The organism is Actinomadura hibisca NBRC 15177, assembly GCF_001552635.1.
Taxonomy (GTDB): Bacteria; Actinomycetota; Actinomycetes; order Streptosporangiales; family Streptosporangiaceae; genus Spirillospora; species Spirillospora hibisca.
On record NZ_BCRO01000026.1, the window covers coordinates 66,821 to 81,877 of the forward strand.

The 15,057-nt window shown below is 73.1% G+C and carries 22 protein-coding genes; 9 read left to right on the forward strand and 13 right to left on the reverse strand.

The annotated features are described in order from the left end of the window. Nucleotides 1–66: 66 nt before the first annotated feature. A complete protein-coding gene (locus AH6_RS12655) occupies nucleotides 67–729 on the reverse strand; it encodes a response regulator (protein ID WP_067478790.1) in 663 nt (220 codons plus the stop codon). Next, nucleotides 726–1,715: a HAMP domain-containing sensor histidine kinase gene (locus AH6_RS12660; RefSeq protein WP_245679291.1), complete on the reverse strand. Its 990-nt coding sequence runs from the start codon at nucleotides 1,713–1,715 to the stop codon at nucleotides 726–728. Before AH6_RS12660 ends, AH6_RS12655 begins: the two co-directional genes overlap by 4 nt. 332 nt (nucleotides 1,716–2,047) lie before the next feature. On the opposite strand from AH6_RS12660, the gene AH6_RS12665 reads away from it, so the two are divergent. The 3 genes from AH6_RS12665 to AH6_RS12675 all read left to right on the forward strand — a co-directional run bounded on the left by AH6_RS12665 (nucleotide 2,048) and on the right by AH6_RS12675 (nucleotide 3,474). Next, nucleotides 2,048–2,419, forward strand: coding sequence for a TraR/DksA family transcriptional regulator (locus AH6_RS12665; RefSeq protein WP_083982699.1), 372 nt, complete (start codon nucleotides 2,048–2,050; stop codon nucleotides 2,417–2,419). An 84-nt stretch (nucleotides 2,420–2,503) separates the two neighbouring features. Further along, entirely contained in the window at nucleotides 2,504–3,034 is a 531-nt protein-coding gene (locus AH6_RS12670; RefSeq protein ID WP_067478796.1) for a cation:proton antiporter regulatory subunit, read from the forward strand. A 17-nt stretch (nucleotides 3,035–3,051) separates the two neighbouring features. Then, nucleotides 3,052–3,474, forward strand: coding sequence for a hypothetical protein (locus tag AH6_RS12675; RefSeq protein WP_067478799.1), 423 nt, complete (start codon nucleotides 3,052–3,054; stop codon nucleotides 3,472–3,474). A 150-nt stretch (nucleotides 3,475–3,624) separates the two neighbouring features. Here the strand turns inward: AH6_RS12675 and AH6_RS12680 are convergent, their stop codons facing one another. The 4 genes from AH6_RS12680 to AH6_RS12695 all read right to left on the reverse strand — a co-directional run bounded on the left by AH6_RS12680 (nucleotide 3,625) and on the right by AH6_RS12695 (nucleotide 6,061). Further along, on the reverse strand, nucleotides 3,625–4,461 hold the full coding sequence (locus AH6_RS12680) for a uroporphyrinogen-III synthase (protein ID WP_083982701.1): 837 nt from the start codon (nucleotides 4,459–4,461) through the stop codon (nucleotides 3,625–3,627). Beyond that, entirely contained in the window at nucleotides 4,448–4,795 is a 348-nt protein-coding gene (locus AH6_RS12685; RefSeq protein WP_067478805.1) for a TraR/DksA family transcriptional regulator, read from the reverse strand. Before AH6_RS12685 ends, AH6_RS12680 begins: the two co-directional genes overlap by 14 nt. A gap of 255 nt (nucleotides 4,796–5,050) precedes the next feature. Further along, complete coding sequence (locus tag AH6_RS12690; RefSeq protein ID WP_067478809.1) at nucleotides 5,051–5,440, reverse strand: STAS domain-containing protein; 390 nt, start codon at nucleotides 5,438–5,440, stop codon at nucleotides 5,051–5,053. Nucleotides 5,441–5,800: 360 nt separating this feature from the next. Further along, nucleotides 5,801–6,061, reverse strand: coding sequence for an ANTAR domain-containing protein (locus tag AH6_RS12695; protein WP_067478812.1), 261 nt, complete (start codon nucleotides 6,059–6,061; stop codon nucleotides 5,801–5,803). Between the two features lie 151 nt (nucleotides 6,062–6,212). Between AH6_RS12695 and AH6_RS12700 the strand changes: the two genes are divergently transcribed. Beyond that, nucleotides 6,213–6,605, forward strand: a complete 393-nt coding sequence (locus tag AH6_RS12700; RefSeq protein WP_067478814.1) for a VOC family protein — start codon at nucleotides 6,213–6,215, stop codon at nucleotides 6,603–6,605. A gap of 13 nt (nucleotides 6,606–6,618) precedes the next feature. Here AH6_RS12700 and AH6_RS12705 read toward each other — a convergent pair whose 3' ends face one another. From AH6_RS12705 to AH6_RS12720, 4 genes are read right to left on the reverse strand one after another with little or no spacing between them, the layout of a single operon-like run. Next, nucleotides 6,619–6,966, reverse strand: coding sequence for a VOC family protein (locus AH6_RS12705; protein WP_067478817.1), 348 nt, complete (start codon nucleotides 6,964–6,966; stop codon nucleotides 6,619–6,621). Between the two features lie 37 nt (nucleotides 6,967–7,003). Then, nucleotides 7,004–7,402: a VOC family protein gene (locus tag AH6_RS12710; protein WP_067478820.1), complete on the reverse strand. Its 399-nt coding sequence runs from the start codon at nucleotides 7,400–7,402 to the stop codon at nucleotides 7,004–7,006. After that, nucleotides 7,380–8,219, reverse strand: coding sequence for an AraC family transcriptional regulator (locus AH6_RS12715; protein WP_067478823.1), 840 nt, complete (start codon nucleotides 8,217–8,219; stop codon nucleotides 7,380–7,382). Before AH6_RS12715 ends, AH6_RS12710 begins: the two co-directional genes overlap by 23 nt. 38 nt (nucleotides 8,220–8,257) lie before the next feature. Then, nucleotides 8,258–8,674 carry a Rossmann-fold NAD(P)-binding domain-containing protein gene (locus AH6_RS12720; protein WP_157431427.1) on the reverse strand — a complete coding sequence of 139 codons (417 nt, stop codon included), beginning with the start codon at nucleotides 8,672–8,674 and terminating at the stop codon, nucleotides 8,258–8,260. On the opposite strand from AH6_RS12720, the gene AH6_RS12725 reads away from it, so the two are divergent. Beyond that, a complete protein-coding gene (locus tag AH6_RS12725) occupies nucleotides 8,664–9,122 on the forward strand; it encodes an SbtR family transcriptional regulator (protein WP_157431428.1) in 459 nt (152 codons plus the stop codon). The genes AH6_RS12720 and AH6_RS12725 overlap by 11 nt on opposite strands. Before the next feature lie 553 nt (nucleotides 9,123–9,675). Further along, entirely contained in the window at nucleotides 9,676–10,032 is a 357-nt protein-coding gene (locus tag AH6_RS12730; protein ID WP_067478830.1) for a hypothetical protein, read from the forward strand. A gap of 425 nt (nucleotides 10,033–10,457) precedes the next feature. Here the strand turns inward: AH6_RS12730 and AH6_RS12735 are convergent, their stop codons facing one another. Continuing rightward, complete coding sequence (locus AH6_RS12735) at nucleotides 10,458–10,988, reverse strand: TetR/AcrR family transcriptional regulator (protein WP_067478833.1); 531 nt, start codon at nucleotides 10,986–10,988, stop codon at nucleotides 10,458–10,460. A 58-nt stretch (nucleotides 10,989–11,046) separates the two neighbouring features. Here AH6_RS12735 and AH6_RS12740 point away from each other — a divergent pair, with 58 nt between their 5' ends. Continuing rightward, nucleotides 11,047–11,697 (forward strand): molybdopterin-dependent oxidoreductase, encoded by a 651-nt coding sequence (locus AH6_RS12740; protein WP_067478836.1) that lies wholly within the window; start codon nucleotides 11,047–11,049, stop codon nucleotides 11,695–11,697. 15 nt (nucleotides 11,698–11,712) lie between these two features. On the opposite strand, the gene AH6_RS12745 is transcribed toward AH6_RS12740, so the two are convergent. Next, nucleotides 11,713–12,768, reverse strand: a complete 1,056-nt coding sequence (locus tag AH6_RS12745) for a DUF8094 domain-containing protein (RefSeq protein WP_067478839.1) — start codon at nucleotides 12,766–12,768, stop codon at nucleotides 11,713–11,715. Between the two features lie 173 nt (nucleotides 12,769–12,941). On the opposite strand from AH6_RS12745, the gene AH6_RS12750 reads away from it, so the two are divergent. After that, on the forward strand, nucleotides 12,942–13,490 hold the full coding sequence (locus tag AH6_RS12750; RefSeq protein WP_067478842.1) for a GNAT family N-acetyltransferase: 549 nt from the start codon (nucleotides 12,942–12,944) through the stop codon (nucleotides 13,488–13,490). Between the two features lie 34 nt (nucleotides 13,491–13,524). Here AH6_RS12750 and AH6_RS12755 read toward each other — a convergent pair whose 3' ends face one another. After that, the gene (locus tag AH6_RS12755; RefSeq protein ID WP_067478845.1) at nucleotides 13,525–14,151 is read right to left on the reverse strand and encodes a TetR-like C-terminal domain-containing protein; all 627 of its coding nucleotides are present in this window, start codon (nucleotides 14,149–14,151) and stop codon (nucleotides 13,525–13,527) included. Nucleotides 14,152–14,266: 115 nt separating this feature from the next. Between AH6_RS12755 and AH6_RS12760 the strand changes: the two genes are divergently transcribed. Continuing rightward, entirely contained in the window at nucleotides 14,267–15,016 is a 750-nt protein-coding gene (locus tag AH6_RS12760) for an SDR family oxidoreductase (RefSeq protein ID WP_067478848.1), read from the forward strand. The last annotated feature ends 41 nt before the right edge of the window (nucleotides 15,017–15,057 follow it).

Consider the following 15,057-nt stretch of genomic DNA (forward strand, 5'->3'; position numbering starts at 1 on the left):
CCATGGCCGGGCCCGAAAATCATCGCAGGCCGATCATGTCGACGGTTGTGGACCGGCACCGCCTCGTCAGGGCTCGATGAGGCCGGTGCGGATCGCGTAGCGCACCAGTTGCAGCCGGTCCTTCATGCCGAGCTTGGCCAGCAGGTTGGCGCGGTGCCGGTCGACGGTCTTGACGCTGATCACCAGGATGTCGGCGATCTCCCGGGAGGAGTGGCCCTCGGCGACCAGCTTCAGGATCTCCTCCTCGCGCGGGGTCAGCACGGCGTCGGCGGGCCGCTCGGTCCGCGCCTGGTCCAGGTAGGTGCGGATCAGCGTGCTCACCGCGCCCGGGTACAGGAACGGCTCGCCGCGCATCGCCGCCCGGCACGCCTGGATCAGGTCGCGGTCGGCGAGCGACTTCAGGACGTACCCGGCGGCCCCGGCCTTGAGCGCCTCGAACAGGTACTGCTCGTTGTCGTGCATGGTGAGGAAGAGGATGCGCAGGTCAGGCCGCCGCTGGGACAACTCGCGGGCGGCCTGGAGGCCGGTCATGCGCGGCATCGCCACGTCCAGCACCACCAGGTCGGCCTCGACGGCGTCGGCCCCGTGCAGCAACGCGATCGCCTCCGCGCCGTCGGCGGCCTCGGCGACCACGGTCAGGTCGGGCTCGCCCTCCAGGATGAGCCGGACGCCGCGGCGCACCAGGGCGTGGTCGTCGGCCAGCAGGATGCGGGTCGGAGCGGTGGTCATGGGAAGTCCTTAGCAGGCCCGGTCGGCACGTACAGGGTGAGACGGGTGCCCCGGCCGGGTTCGGAGTGCAGCTGGAGGGTGCCGCCGACCAGCAGGGCACGTTCGCGCATGCCGCGGATCCCGGCCTCCTCGCCCGCGCCGTCCATGCCCTTGCCGTCGTCCTCGACGCTCAGCAGCACGCCGTCCCCCGACGGGGCCAGGGTGAGGTCGGCGACGGTCGCGCCCGAATGGCGGACGACGTTGGTCAGCGCCTCCTGCGCGACCCGGTACAACACCAGCTCGGTCTGCGGGGCCAGCGGCGGCAGGCCCGGATGCAGCCGCCGCCGCACCCGCAGGGTGGTGTGGGTGTCGAACTGGGTGGCCAGCGAGGTCAGCGCGCTGGTCAGCCCCAGGTCCTCCAGCACGTCGGGGCGCAGGCGGCGGGCGATGCGGCGGACCTCCTCCACGCTCTCGCGGGCGATCTCCTGGGTGTAGCCCAGCTCCCGGCGCAGCGGCTCGGGGGCCTGGTCGGTGAGGCGTTTCAGGTCCAGCAGCAGCGCGGTCAGGCTCTGCCCCAGCTCGTCGTGCAGCTCCCGGGAGATGCGGCGGCGCTCGGCCTCCTGCGCCGACAGGGCGCGGGCGCTGCTGGTGCCGCGCTCGGTCTCCAGCCGCTGGAGCATGTGGTTGAAGGTGTCGATGAGCGTGGCGACCTCGCCGCTGCCGGTCACCGGCAGCCGCTGGCCGGGCCGCAGCAGGTCGACGGTGGTCATCATGCGGTTCAGCCGGTCCAGCGGGCCCAGCCCCCAGCGCAGCAGGAGGGCGTTGGCGGTCAGCATCACCGCCAGCCCCGCCACCAGCACCAGCGCCTCGGTCAGCCGGATCGGCACCGACACCGTCCACGGTCCCACCATCAGCAGCACGGTGGCCACCGCCCCCACCAGCGTGTTCAGCCAGAACACCCGCCAGAACAGCCCCACCGGCCGTGCGCCCCCTCGGTCCATGGTCATCGGGCCGGTCGTCGTCGGTCCGCGTGCTGGACGCGTGCCCGCTGGCACTGGATCCGTCCGCCTTCCAAGGTAGGTGCCCTCCCCGAGTCCATGGTGCAGGCGTACGGCCGCCGGGGGCGATCGAGGACGATCCTCATGTTCGCGCCCGAAAGCCCCGGTGGGGCCGCCGCGCCTACAGGTTCGGGAGCCGGTAAATGGGTGCTGCTGCCGATGGTGGCTCCTTCTGCCGACGCCCATAGTTGAACGTACGACCCCGATTTCACGCGCGTCCTGGCGGAAGCGGGCGCGGAGCCCGCGAGGGGCTCGCCGGGGGGCGGAGGGAGTGTTGCGCGATGAAGGCGAGCGGTGCGGCACGGCGTACGGCCGGCGTTGACCGGCCGGGCGGCCCCGGGCCGGACGGCGTTCCGCCGGGCGGGGCGCCGCGCGCCCGCGAGCGGCTGGAGCGGCGGCGCCACCTGCTGACGGTCCGTCTGATCATCGCCGAGGGCGCGGCCGACGCGGCCGCCCTGGCCCGGTACGCCGGGCTCCGGCGCGCCGTGGCCGACAACGAGGCCGCGCTGTCCCGGCTGGCGGCGGGCACCTACGGCCTGTGCGCCGACTGCGCCGAGCCGATCCTGCCGGACCGCTTGGAGATCATGCCCGAGGCCCGCCGCTGCGTGCCGTGCGAGCTGCGGCGGCCGTCCCCGGCGGCGGCGCGGCGCTGAGCCGTCCCACCGGGCCGCCCGCCCGCCGCGCCCCGGGCCCGCGTACCGGCGCCCGGGGCGATCGTTTCGAGCGAGGAGTCGTCGATGCTGCTTGACCGGACAGTGCTGCCCAGGGTCGGGGTGGCGTACGCCTTCACCACCGCCGGCGGCCAGCGGGCCGCCGTCGTGGCGCACCGCGACGGGCGCCGCGACCTGGTGGTCTACCATCCCCGCGACCCCCGGCAGGTGCTGCTGTCGGTGGCGCTGACCGGGACCGAGCCCCGGACCGTCGCCGAACTGCTGGGCCTGCCGACGGTGATCGACCATCTACCGGACCCGGCCGCCGTACCGCCCCAGGCCCGCGCGGCGGCCGCGAACGGATCTTCCGACCCGGCGCGGGGCACGGCGGGCACGCAGGTGGTGCGCATCCCCGTCACCGCCGGTTCGCCGTGGTACGGCCGCCGCTTGGACGACATCGGCGCGGGCACGGGCGCGACCATCGTGGCCGTGCTGCGCGACGACCGGACCCTTGCCGCGCCCCCGCCGGACCTCGGCCTCCGGCACGGCGACGCCGTGGTGGCCACGGGCACCCCCGAGGCGATCGCCCGGCTGCGGAAGCCGCTCGTCCGCCCCTGAACGAGAGGTGCAACCTGATGGACCACGACCTGATCACCCACGCGGACCTGCCGCTCACCGGCTGGACCGCCCGTCTCCACTACGACGGCGACCGCCCCGACCGCTTGGTGGTGGGACCCCTCGGCGGGTCGCCGCTGACCCACTCCCTGCTCGCCGCCACCGGCTCCGACCGGGGGCAGTCGGTGCTGGGCGCGCACCATGTCCGCCTCGCCCGCCCCTTCGGCCCGTCGGCGGTCGGCACCGTCACCCTCGCCTACGGCGTGCTGGGGAACGCCCCGGTCGAGGTGGTCCTCCTGCGCCACCGCCACTGGCGTCCCGCCCGCGTGCAGCGGGTGCGGCCCGTGGTGCTGGCCGACCGCGTCTGGTGGGTCGAGCAGGCGGGGCACTACGACGAGGTCCGCGCCACCGTCTCCGGCCGCACCACCGTCCGCCTCGTGTGAGACAGGCCCGTGCCCGTCACTCGCATGACGGGCACGGGCCTGTTCGGGTTGGGCGACGCCGCCGGGCCCGTGGGCCCCGGGGATCCTTCGTACGGGGTGAAAGATCGCCGGCGGTCCCGGCGGCGTCAGAGGACCTCCCGGCAAGGAGGATCAGGAGGTCCGGCTCAGGAGGCGCAGGTGCGCGCCTCGGGACGGGGCGGCGTACCGCGCCAGCGCGGCGGCCAGCTCGCCCGCCGACGGCACGGGCGCGGTCACGTGGACCTCCAGCCCGTACCCGGCGGCGGTCTCGGCGGTCTGCCGCCCGATCGCCGCGATCACCGTGGCCGGCGGCGGGGGCCCGGTCAGCTCCAGCAGGTGGCGGACCGTCGAGGACGAGGTGAACGCCACCGCGTCGCACGCGCCGCCCGCGATCGCCGCGACGACGCCCGCCGACGGCGGGGCCGCCGCCACCGTGCGGTAGGCGACGACCGGATCGCACCGCCAGCCGCGCCGCTCCAGCCCGTGGACGAGGGTGTCGCGGGCGAGGTCGGAACGCGGCAGCAGCACCCGTCCCGGCGGCTCGGCCGGCCAGCACTCCAGCAGCCCTTCGGCGGACTGCTCGCCGGAGGGCACCAGGTCGGCGCGCACGCCCAGGCGCGCCAGCGCCGCCGCCGTGCGGTCACCGACCGCCGCCACCCGCGCGACGCTCAGCGCCTGCGCGGGCAGGCCGCAGGCGGACAACCGCCGGTGGACCGCGCGCACCGCGTTGACGGAGGTGAACACCGTCCACCCGTAGTCGCCGCGCCGCAGCCCGGCGATCGCCCGGTCGAGCGGCGCCGCGTCGGCGGGCGGCTCGATGGCGATCACCGGTATCCGCCAGGGCACCGCGCCGAACCGCCGCAACCACCAGGACAACTCCTGCCCCTGGTGGGCGGCGCGGGGGACCAGCACCCGCCAGCCGTCGAGCCGTCCGGACGCGTCCCGCACGCCGGGGTCAGCGGAACGCACGGTCGTGCCGCCCCTGGCAGCGGACGCAGTAGCGCACGTACGGCAGGATCTCCAGCCGTCCGGCCGGGATGTCCTTGGCGCACCCCTCGCACCTGCCGTAGGTGCCGTCCTGGAGGCGTCCCAACGCGCCGTCGATCTCCGCCAGGCTCTGCCGCAGGTTCTCCGCGCGCGTCCGGTCGGACTCCTCCACCTGCTCCACCGGGACCTGTCCCACCGCCTGCTCCAGCGCGGCCAGCTGCGCGGCGCGGGCACCCCGCTCCTGCTCCAGGCGTCGCCGCGCGTCCCGCACCGCGGCGTCCACGCTGGAAACGCCGCGCTCCACGTTCGTGGTCATCGGTCCTCGGCCCCTTTCCGGCAGAACCTCACAAGGCCCGGTCCCCTCCGTTCCGGGGACCGATCTCCACCATGGGCGATCGGCGGCGGGAAACCCATCGGGTCTGACACCCATTTCCCCGGGGGAGGACGGTGTAGAGAGGGGCGGAACGGACTTACGGCAGAGCGCCGCCGACCCCTCCGCCCGCGACGGCCGCCGCCCGGCGGGCGGGGCGGTGCCCAGGTCGGCCGGGGCCGGGCGGGGGCCGGTGCCCGGTCAGGACAGGGAGCGCGGCCTGGCGTCCCGGCCGTTCTCGCTGCCGGAGAGGAACTGGTCCCGCGTGCCGGTGATGGTCAGCAGCCGGTGCACCGCGGGCGGGACGGCGGTCAGCCGCAGCGGGAGCCGGTGCCCGCGGGCGCGGTTGCGGAGGGTGACCAGCACGCCCAGGCCGTAGGCGTCGATGAAGGTGATGCCGCTGGTGTCGATGTCGAGCCGCTCGACGGTGCCGACACCGTTGCCGTTGCTCCGCTGGCGGGCCAGCTGGGCGAGCACGCTGTCCAGGCAGCCCAGGAGCTGCTGGGCGGTGGCGAAGTCCAGGTCCCCGGCCACGGCGATCGTCAGGGCGGTGTCGACGTACCGGGTCGACAGCTTCAGAGAGTCGTCCATGAGGTGGTTCCCGTGCGCTGGTGATCGGAAGGGGTCACCGGCGGCCTGCGGCGCGACCGCCCCGGCGCTCGGCGCCGGAGGCGGGGGCGTTGCGGGCCACCGGACCGGTCTCCGGCGTGGCGCGAGGTCTGGACGACACGAGAGATCGCGATACGGCTGTTCACTTGTGGTGCGCTTCTGTGCGCAAACAGCAATGTAGGGGATGGGGAGGGTGCGTGCTGGAAAAGTGCCGCACCCGGTACGACGTCGCCGGAAAGCCCGCCTGCCTTGCCGTGTTTTGCCGGAAGCGGGCACGGCGGGGACGCGGGGTCGCGTCCGCCTCCGTCCAGGTGATCGAGGGGCCGTGCGGGCGGGCCGGTCTCAGCCGGTGGCGTCGGCCCGCCGCTCCGGAGGCCGCCCGCCGTTCCACTGGAGCCGCCACTCCACGATGTCCGCGGCGATCTGCTCCACCGGCCGTCCGCACTGCCGGGCGTACCCGGCGAGCCGGCCGTAGGCGTTCCGGATCGGAATGGCCAGCTGCACCGACGTCATCCCCGCCGCCTGGTGCACGACCTCCGGCAACTCGATGATGTCGGTCAGGTCGTCGCCGCCCGGACCCGCCGCCTCCAGCGGTTCGTTCATCCCTCGCTCCTCGCGCAACCGGCGGTCGTTCCGGACCGCCCTCCCTCCGATATTCGCTGCTGGAACCGGGAAGAGTTGGCCCTGAGCATGAAAAATCTTGAGAAGGGGAGCGGGCGGCCGGGCGTTGGCCACGGGCCTCTACGATCGTGCGATGCGGCTCGAACTGGTCACGATCGTGGTGGACGACTACGACGACGCCCTGGACTTCTTCACCCGCGCCCTGGGCTTCGACCTGGTCGAGGACTCGCCGTCGCGGACCAACGACGGCCGCCCGAAACGGTGGGTCGTCGTCCGGCCGCCCGGCGCGCAGACCGGCATCCTGCTCGCCCGCGCCGACGGCCCGAGGCAGGCCGCCGTCGTCGGCGGGCAGGCCGCCGGACGCGTCGGGTTCTTCCTGCGCGTCGACGACTTCGACGCCGCCCACGAGCGCATGGCGGCGGCCGGCGTCGAGTTCGTCACCTCGCCCCGCAGCGAGCCCTACGGCCGCGTCGCGGTGTTCCTCGACATCGCGGGCAACCGGTGGGACCTGCTCGGCCCGGCCTGAGCGGCGCGTGACGTCAGCGGTGGCCCAGCACGTTGACCACCCGGCCGTTGGGATCGCGGACGAAGAACCGGCGCACGCCCCACTCCTCGTCCTGCAGGGGGTGCACGATCTCCGCGCCGCTCTCCCGCACGGCCGCGTAGACGGCGTCCACGTCGTCCACCTCGACGCTCATGTCCGGCACGACCGGCGCGGTCCGGTCCTCGGTGATGAAACTGACCTGCGCCGTCGGGCTGGACGGGGCGGCCAGCGTCATGATCCAGCCGAGGTCCATGGCCTCCTCGAAGCCCAGCAGCCCGTAGAACTCCCGGCTCTCCGGCAGGGCCCCGGACCGGATGTTGGGCACGACACGGCGAACGACCATCGACAACTCCAAACGTGAAAGTGCGTGTTCCTGTGGTCTAGCGGCCGGGATAGGACCCGAAGCTCCAGAGGTTGCCCTCCGGGTCGCGCACGCTGAAGGTGCGGTTCCCGTAGCCCTCGTCCTGGAGCTCCCGTACGACCTTCGCCCCCGCCGCGGTCGCGCGGGCGAAGACGGCGTCCGGGTCGTCGGTCACCACGTAGATCGAGCCGCCGCCGGACGGCTGGGCGCACGCGTCGGCCGCGGCGAGCGCGCCGATCATGACCCCGCCCGCGCCGGACGGCCAGCCCAGCTCCACGTGCAGGGCGTCGTCCTCGGCGTGGCGGAACCGCTCCACGAACCCGAACGCGTCGACGAGGAACTTGATCGAGATCTCCGCGTCGTGGAAGGAGAGGCAGGGCCATACCGAAGGACGGTCAACACCGTTGTTCTGCGTCATGTGACCCATCGTCGTCAGGAGCCACACCCACGTCTTGGACGGATGGGAACTCCGCCAGCCACTGCGTCGCGGTGAGGCCCCCGAGGGCGCGGAAGTCCCGCGCCAGGTGGGCCTGATCCGCGTAGCCGCACCCGACGGCGGTGTCGATCAGCGACGGCCGCGCCGGGGAGCGCAGCAGGCGGCGGGCGCGCTCGAAGCGGATCACCCGGGCCGCGGCCTTCGGCGTCAGGCCGATCTCGTGCTGGAACCGGTTGTTGAGGTGCCGACGGCTCCAGCCCACCTCTTGGGCGAGCGCGCCGATCTGTAGGTTCCCGAAGGTCTCGACCAGCCGCCGCCACGCCTGCGCCACCTCGGCCGGTGGCTCGCGGCGGCCGTCATCGACGAGCCCGGACAATGTGGTGTCCAGCAGCCGGAACCGGTGCCGCCACGTCGGCGCGGCGGCCAGCCGTTCGACCAGCTCACCGGCCCGATCGCCGAGCAGGTCCGGCAGGCCGACCACGTCCCCGGCCAGCTCCCCGGCGGGCAGTCCCAGCAGGGCCCGCGCGCCCCGCCAGGTCACGTCCAGTTGCAGGCCGTGCTGAAAACCGTCGTGCGTCATCATGACTGGTGCGTCGTGCAGCCCACCGGCGGCGGACACCAGGGACGCGGGCCGGGGCCCGACGAAGTCGACCGTGCCGGACAGGCAGACGATGAGCGTCAGATGCGTGGACGGCAGCCCGTGGTGCACCCCCGGCGCGCCGGACCAGCGATACCCCGCGTACCCGGACACCAGCCCGCGCAGCGCCGGTGCCGCTCGCGTCCGCCTGTACTCGGCCATGTATCCAGGCTAGGCCGGGTGACGGACAGAACCGTCACTCATCCCGTGGTGGTGCTCAGGCGGTAGTCGCGCAAGGGCCGGGCGTTCCTGGCCTGGAGGCGGCGTTCCACCACACCGGCGGCTTTGAGCAGGGCAAGGCGGGTGAAGGCGACCGCGACGCCGTCCCCGTCCTGCTCCAGGGCGCGGATCGCGTCGCCGAACAGGACCTCCACGTCCGGGGTCGCCTCGTGCAGCAGCGCGACCAGGTCACCGCGCATGATCTCGACCGCGCCCGGGTCGCGGGTGCCGAGCCGGGCGACCGCGCGGTCGGCGGCGTCGACGAACTTCATGCCGTGCACGTCGGCGGCCAGTTCCCGCACCCGCGCCATGAGCCCCATGCGCTCGACCACCGCGACCGCGTCGTCGCGCACGTCCACCCCGGTGCCGCCGGCGCGCAGGGCGGGCGTGCGTTCCACGACCGTGGGCCGGAAGCCGTGCCGGGCCAGCCAGTGGGCCAAGGACGCCCTGCTGGACGCGGCCGTCGCGCGGCTGCTCGAACCCGTCGTCGGACGCGCCCGCGATCTGCTTGCCCAGACCACGCCCTGCCAGGCCCTGCGCACCTTCCTGCGCGAGCTGATCGACTTCCAGGCCGCCCACCACGCCATCAACGACCAGCTCGGTGGGCTGGACCTGCCCGACACCACCGCCCTGCGCGCCGAACTGGCCGCGGCGATGGAGGAGATGGCCGCGGGCGCGCAGCGCGACGGCGAGGTCCGCGCCGACCTCGACGCCGCCCTCGTCACCACACTGATCGGCCACACCGCCTTGGGCGTCGCTCGTGCCCGGCCGCCTTCGCCCGCGCTGGTCGACGCCTACCTCGCCGTGCTCCTGGACGGCCTCGGCCCGCGCCCCTCCGAGCAGTAGGGCTTTGTTGGGCGGTGTCGTAGGGCAGCCGCACCGCGACCGGCCGGTCTGCGAGTATCCGCCGTACGTCCAGGGCCGCGGATCCTCACGCGGCCGTGGCGCGGCTGGAGCGTCCTTACCCGTCTAGTCAGCGGGGGCCGGTCGCCTCGGTGCGCACCTCGGCGATGCCGCGCCGGTGGTGGGGTGACGCCTCGTCTTCACGCGCCGCCTTGGGGGCGAGGAATGGAGGCCGATCGACTTGTTTCCTGCTGGGCGGGGGCTCTTTTGAGAATCTCTGCGTGGCCTTCGGTGTGTTAATTGGATTGCGACACTCCTGTTTTTTAGAGATCGATTCTGTGGACGCGAAAGTCAAGCCTGACTGTCAAGTCAGACTTCCCGGGATGTCGCCTTGAAGTCGCCGGTCGCGTACTTGTCGGCGAGCGGTGATTTGGAAAGTCGCCCCCCTCGGTTCGCCGACAGGCGGGTCATGGAAGCGGACCTCGAATGAGGTCTTGACAGACGATCATGGCGGACGGATGATCAACTCGTCCAGAACCTCCGAAGGGAGCTCGAAATGCGAAAGACGGCCAATCGGGTCCTGTCCGTCACGGCCGCGGCGACCATGGCGGTCACGGCGCCCGCCGCGTTTTCCGTTCCGAGCGCGGCGGCGAGCCAGCAGGGCGCCGCGATCACGGCCTCCTGCTCGAACTGGACGCCGCACGTCAGGCGGGTCATCGTCGGCTCGGCCGCGGTGCACACCAGCTACTCGGGGTCGTCCCCGGTGATAGCCAAGTGGAAGTACCGGCAGCTTTTCCGCATCGACAAGCGCTGCGTGAACAGCGCCGGCAACCTGTGGTGGCACTCGGACTGCTGTACCGGAATTAAGGGCTACATCTGGAACGACTATACGGAACTCGCCGAATGGAACTAGCCGGGTACGCTCGGCGATTTGCGGCTGTAGGCGGCAGTGGCAAATCGATGGGCGAGTCATAGAGCGATGGCCGGTAATTCGCCGTCGTTCGCATCCTGTGCCCGCCCTATCTGTGGGAACGGCCCTCGACCAGCGCAAGCGTGGTCGGGGGCCATCCGCATTTCAGGAGCGCCCGACGGCGGGTGAGGCGGCGCCCCGCGCTGGAACGCAGTGTGATCCACCGGATGCGGCGGGGCGAAAATCGATCGTTTTCCCGGTCGCCGACGTGAAACGGTTTCCGTATGCCGCAACCGGTTTTGCGCACTGGGCGTCTGCCACCGGTGCCGCCGGCCGACCGGCATCTCGGTCTGGAGGTTCACCTCGACTCCGGCCCCGAGATGCCGCGCTGTCTCGACGCGAGGACGCGCAGGCGGCGGCACCCGACGTCAGTCCGGCAGTAGTGCCGCTGCGGCCTCGGCCGCCAGGTCCTCTGCGGCGGCGGGGATCGTTCCCGTCGCGCGCAGGTGGCGGCGGACGATCGCGTAAGGGACGTCGACGACGGCCAGAAGCAGGCGCTCGTCGGAGCCGAGGGCGTCGGCGAGCCGGGCGTTGGCGGCCCGGAGCCGGTCGCGGGCCTCGGGCGGCCACCCGGCCTCGCCGAAGTCCGTGCCGCCGTAGAGGAGGATGCGGGCCTCGGCGGGATGGGTGCGGCACCAGGCGACCACGTGGCGGGCGGCGTGCTCGGGGGAGTGGCGCAGCGCGTCGAGCACCCCTTCCTGGAAACGCTCCAGGGTGCGTAGCCACAGTGCCGCCGTCAGCGCGGCCGCGCTCGGGAAGCGGTGGTAGACCGAACCGCTCGGCGCCCCGGCCGCGCGCGCCACGGCGGTGACGGTGACGCCGCCGGGGCCGTGCTCGGCGGCCAGCGCGACGGCGGCGTCGAGGAGGGTGTCCTCGTCGTGGCGGGGTGGTCGTCCCATGGGAGCCAAGGGTAGGGTCTCCCATAATAGAGAGTCGTCTCTAAAACGAGGAGGGGCCATGGGCCTGCCATCCGGCCAGCGGGCCGCCGCGCACGTCCCGTTCGGGCTGCCCGAGTTCGCGGTGCGGCCCGAGGTGCCCGACCGGCCCGCCGTCACCGTCACGGGCCTCGTGCGGCGGCCCGCCCAGCTCGCGGCCGCCGAGCTGACCGGGCTCGCCGAACGGGTGGAGCGCCGGGCCGACCTGCACTGCGTCACGACCTGGAGCGCACCGGACCTGCGCTGGTCCGGCGCGCCGTTCGCGGCGGTGCACGAGGCCCTGGCCGAACGCGTCGGAGTGCGCGGCGCGCGCTGGGTGGCGTTCACCGGGCTCGACGGCTTCCGCGCGACGCTGGCGCTGGAGGACGCGCTCGCGCCGGACGTGCTGCTGGCCGACCGGCTCGACGGTGCGTCCCTGGACGGCGACTCCGGCGCGCCGCTGCGGCTGGTCGCCCCGGCGCACTACGGCTACAAGAACGTCAAGCACGTCTGCCTGATCGAGTACCGCCGGGACTACGACGCCGGATCGAGCGGCTGGAAGGGGCACCCGCGCGGGCGGGTCGCGCTGGAGGAGCGCAGCCGGTTTCTGCCGGGCCGGGTGTGGCGGCCGGTCTGGCGGGCGCTGCTGCCCCGGGCGCGCGCCGCCTACGAGACGAGACGCGCCCGGAACTGACCGCCGGAGGACTGGTCAGCGCGCTCGGACGTCGATGGCCGCCCACCGGTCGGCCAGCAGGCGGACACGTCCCTTGCCCTTCGGAGGCACGTAGGCGAGCACCTCGTACCGCTCCACGGTCGTGAGCGCACGCTGCTCCTTGGACCGCCCGATGAACGGCTTCAGCAGGTCTCCCCAGCTGCGGTGACTCCAGGTCATCGGATTGCCCGCCCCGCTCTTGCGGTAGCGCCGGTGGTCCTCCACCGCCGACCAGACCAGCGCGCCGCCGGACTTGGTGCGGACCGCGTACACCGGCTGCTGCGAAGCGGCGTAGCCGCCGGTGAGGTCCCAGCCGCTGCGCTTCATCGCGGCGCGGTCCGTGCGCGGGCTGCCCGCCCTGGACCTGACCCACGTGGGCAGGACGAAGCCCTTGGCCTGCGGTGTGCGCACCCCTCGGTTGAGCACCTGCGCGAGGGCGACCGGGACCTGGTCGGGAGACAGCGCGAGAGACGGGTCCTGGACGGGAACGACCTCGGGGTTGTCCGCGACGTCGATCCCCGGCCCCAGCGGCCCCTGCGTGGGCTTGGTGGCGAGGGGCGTGTAGGCCGCGCGCCAGGGCTGGCCGGGGCCCTGCTGGACGAAGACGACGATGTCGCGGGTGACGGGCTTGACGCGGTCGGTCAGCGCGGCGAAGAACCAGCGGGGATGGCCGGAGAACAGGGGAGAGGCCCCGAGCACCTGCCCGTACTGCACCGAGGCGATCCGGGTCTTGTTGGTCCTGAAGACCCGGTACTTGGCGGTCTCCATTTGCAGTGACGACTGGGTGAACGACGTCGCGGCCAGTTTCGGGTCGAGCCGCTTGCGCGCGAGGTTGGACTGGAGCGCGAAACGGGCCAGCACCGACGTGACCTCGGCCTCGGCCAGCGCGGGGATCGGCGCGGCGGGCGGCGCCGTCTTCGCCGGTTCCCGTCGCTTGGCGTCCGCCTTGTCGTTCGGCGGGAACTCGCAGGCGCCCAGGACGGCGATGCCCAGGCAGGTGAGCGTCGCCACGGAAAGCAGGCGGATCGGCGTGGACGGGGAATCGGTCGGCACAGAGGCTCCCAGGATGGCCGGGCCGTACGGCCCGAAGCACGGTCGGTCTCATCCGCACAGCGCCACAGTGATCACAACTGTCACAGGGCCCCGCCCCGACCGTCCTGACCGACGGTCGGCCCGCACCAGGGGCGTCCCGCTGATCCACCGCTCGCAGGCCCTAACCTTGATCCGTGTCTGAGCCGCCGCCCCGGATCGAACTACACCCGCTCACCCGCTCCGACCAGGACGAGTTCTGCTCGCTCGTGCAGGCCAGCGCCGGGCTGCACCGGCCATGGATGCAGCTGCCCGCGACCGCGCGGGAGTTCCGGGCCTGGATGCGCCGCTTCGACGACGGCACCAACCTGGGCTTCCTGGTCCGCGTCCGCGAGACCGGCGCGGCCGCCGGCATGGTCAACATCAACTCGATCATCCGGGGCCGCTACCAGGGCGCCTCCCTCGGCTACGCGGCCTTCACCCCGTCCGCCGGGCGGGGGTACATGACCGAAGGGCTCGTCGCCACCCTGCGGTACGCCTTCAACGATCTGCGGCTCCACCGGCTCGAAGCCAACATCCAGTCGGCGAACGAGGCGTCCCTGGCCCTGGTCCGGCGGCTGGGCTTCCACTACGAAGGGCTGTCGCCCGGCTACCTCTACATCGACGGGGCCTGGCGGGACCACGAACGTTGGGCCATCACCGCCCCCGCCCCCTGGACGCCCGACCCGTCCCTGCCCGAGATCTGAGCCGCACGACGCCGAAGGCGTCCTGTGCGGCGCGTCATCCGTCGGGCTGCTCCCGGGGTGCGGCCACGCCGGAGAAGAGGTTGGCGAGCAGCCGGTCGGCGAAGTCGGTGTCCAGGGGCTGGGCCGGCATGAGCAGGCGGTGGTAGCAGGCTCCCCAGAGCTGGTCGACGATCGTTTCCAGGTCGGCGTCCGCGCGGAGCTGGCCCGCGCACTGGGCGGCGGCGAGGCGGTCCACGGCGAGCCGTCGGCGCTTGCGGACGTACTGCGTTGAGAGTGCCTCTGCCAGGTCCGGGTCGCTCTGCGCGGCCCCGAAGATCCCCGCGATGACGGGGCCGTTGCGGCGCAGCAGGTCCACGAAGCTGTGCAGCTGCGCGGTCAGGTCGCGCCGGATGTCGCCGGTGTCGGGAAAGGCCAAGGTCTCCTCGAAGACGGTGAAGTACGCCTCGAACGCCAGGCTGCCCGGCGACGACCACCACTTGTAGAGGGTCATCCTGCTCACGCCCGCGCTAGCGGCGATCTTCGCGAAGGTCATGCCGGGCATGCCCTCGGCGAGCAGCAGCTCGGCCGCCGCCGCCAGAACGGCCCGGCGCACGTCCTCGGCGGGACGGCGGCCCCGGCCCGGCTTGAGGGCGGGCGGCGCGGGAGGGTCGGCTCGGCTCATATGTGTACTCCTTGTCCACTAATGCTCACCGTACCGTGCCGGTGGCAGCGGGATATGGACAATCGGTCCACAAAGTATTAATGTACAAGTTGTCCACATCAAGGAGGGAGCCCTCATGGCCACCGAAGGACACCACCCCGCCCGCGCCGCGATCGTGCTCGGCGGTTCCGGCGGCATCGGCGGCGCGGTCGCGCAGCGGCTCGCCGCCGACGGCACGGCCGTCGCCGTCCACTACGCGGGCAGTCGCGAGAAGGCCGAGCGGGTCGTGGAATCGATCACCGCCGCCGGTGGCACGGCCTTCGCCGCGCCCGGCGACGTCGCCGACCCGGCGGAGATGGCGCGGCTCTTCGACCTGACCGAGGAACGTTTCGGCGGTATCGACGTGGTCGTCAACACCGCCGGGATCATGCTGCTGTCGCCCCTGGCCGAGATGGACATCGACGACTTCGACCGCATGCACCGGGTCAACGTCCGGGGCACGTTCGCCGTCTCGCAGCTCGCCGCCCGCCGGTTGCGGCCCGGCGGCGCGCTGATCAACTTCTCGACGTCCGTCACGCGGTTGCAGCAGCCGTCCTACGCCGCCTACGCCGCGACCAAGGGCGCGGTCGAGGCCATGACGCTGATCCTCGCCCGCGAGCTGCGCGGGCGCGACGTCACCGTCAACGCCGTGGCGCCCGGCCCCACGGCCACGCCGCTCTTCCTGGCGGGCAAGAGCGAGCAGCTGGTCGAGCAGATCGCCTCCGCCGCGCCGCTGGAACGCCTCGGCACCCCCGACGACATCGCCGAGGCCGTCGCGTTCCTGGCCGGGCCCGGTGGCCGCTGGGTCAACGGCCAGGTCCTGTTCAGCAACGGCGGCATCGCCTGACCAAGCTCAGGTGCAACGCCACGCGGTCTTGCGGTCACGTC

What these genes read in the sequence shown, in the direction of transcription:
- AH6_RS12655 (WP_067478790.1), bottom strand. Translation starts at nt 729, where the DNA reads ATGACCACCGCTCCGACCCGCATCCTGCTGGCCGACGACCACGCCCTG.
- AH6_RS12660 (WP_245679291.1), bottom strand. Translation starts at nt 1,715, where the DNA reads ATGACCATGGACCGAGGGGGCGCACGGCCGGTGGGGCTGTTCTGGCGG.
- AH6_RS12665 (WP_083982699.1), top strand. Translation starts at nt 2,048, where the DNA reads ATGAAGGCGAGCGGTGCGGCACGGCGTACGGCCGGCGTTGACCGGCCG.
- AH6_RS12670 (WP_067478796.1), top strand. Translation starts at nt 2,504, where the DNA reads ATGCTGCTTGACCGGACAGTGCTGCCCAGGGTCGGGGTGGCGTACGCC.
- AH6_RS12675 (WP_067478799.1), top strand. Translation starts at nt 3,052, where the DNA reads ATGGACCACGACCTGATCACCCACGCGGACCTGCCGCTCACCGGCTGG.
- AH6_RS12685 (WP_067478805.1), bottom strand. Translation starts at nt 4,795, where the DNA reads ATGACCACGAACGTGGAGCGCGGCGTTTCCAGCGTGGACGCCGCGGTG.
- AH6_RS12690 (WP_067478809.1), bottom strand. Translation starts at nt 5,440, where the DNA reads ATGGACGACTCTCTGAAGCTGTCGACCCGGTACGTCGACACCGCCCTG.
- AH6_RS12695 (WP_067478812.1), bottom strand. Translation starts at nt 6,061, where the DNA reads ATGAACGAACCGCTGGAGGCGGCGGGTCCGGGCGGCGACGACCTGACC.
- AH6_RS12700 (WP_067478814.1), top strand. Translation starts at nt 6,213, where the DNA reads ATGCGGCTCGAACTGGTCACGATCGTGGTGGACGACTACGACGACGCC.
- AH6_RS12705 (WP_067478817.1), bottom strand. Translation starts at nt 6,966, where the DNA reads ATGGTCGTTCGCCGTGTCGTGCCCAACATCCGGTCCGGGGCCCTGCCG.
- AH6_RS12710 (WP_067478820.1), bottom strand. Translation starts at nt 7,402, where the DNA reads ATGACGCAGAACAACGGTGTTGACCGTCCTTCGGTATGGCCCTGCCTC.
- AH6_RS12715 (WP_067478823.1), bottom strand. Translation starts at nt 8,219, where the DNA reads ATGGCCGAGTACAGGCGGACGCGAGCGGCACCGGCGCTGCGCGGGCTG.
- AH6_RS12730 (WP_067478830.1), top strand. Translation starts at nt 9,676, where the DNA reads ATGCGAAAGACGGCCAATCGGGTCCTGTCCGTCACGGCCGCGGCGACC.
- AH6_RS12735 (WP_067478833.1), bottom strand. Translation starts at nt 10,988, where the DNA reads ATGGGACGACCACCCCGCCACGACGAGGACACCCTCCTCGACGCCGCC.
- AH6_RS12740 (WP_067478836.1), top strand. Translation starts at nt 11,047, where the DNA reads ATGGGCCTGCCATCCGGCCAGCGGGCCGCCGCGCACGTCCCGTTCGGG.
- AH6_RS12755 (WP_067478845.1), bottom strand. Translation starts at nt 14,151, where the DNA reads ATGAGCCGAGCCGACCCTCCCGCGCCGCCCGCCCTCAAGCCGGGCCGG.
- AH6_RS12760 (WP_067478848.1), top strand. Translation starts at nt 14,267, where the DNA reads ATGGCCACCGAAGGACACCACCCCGCCCGCGCCGCGATCGTGCTCGGC.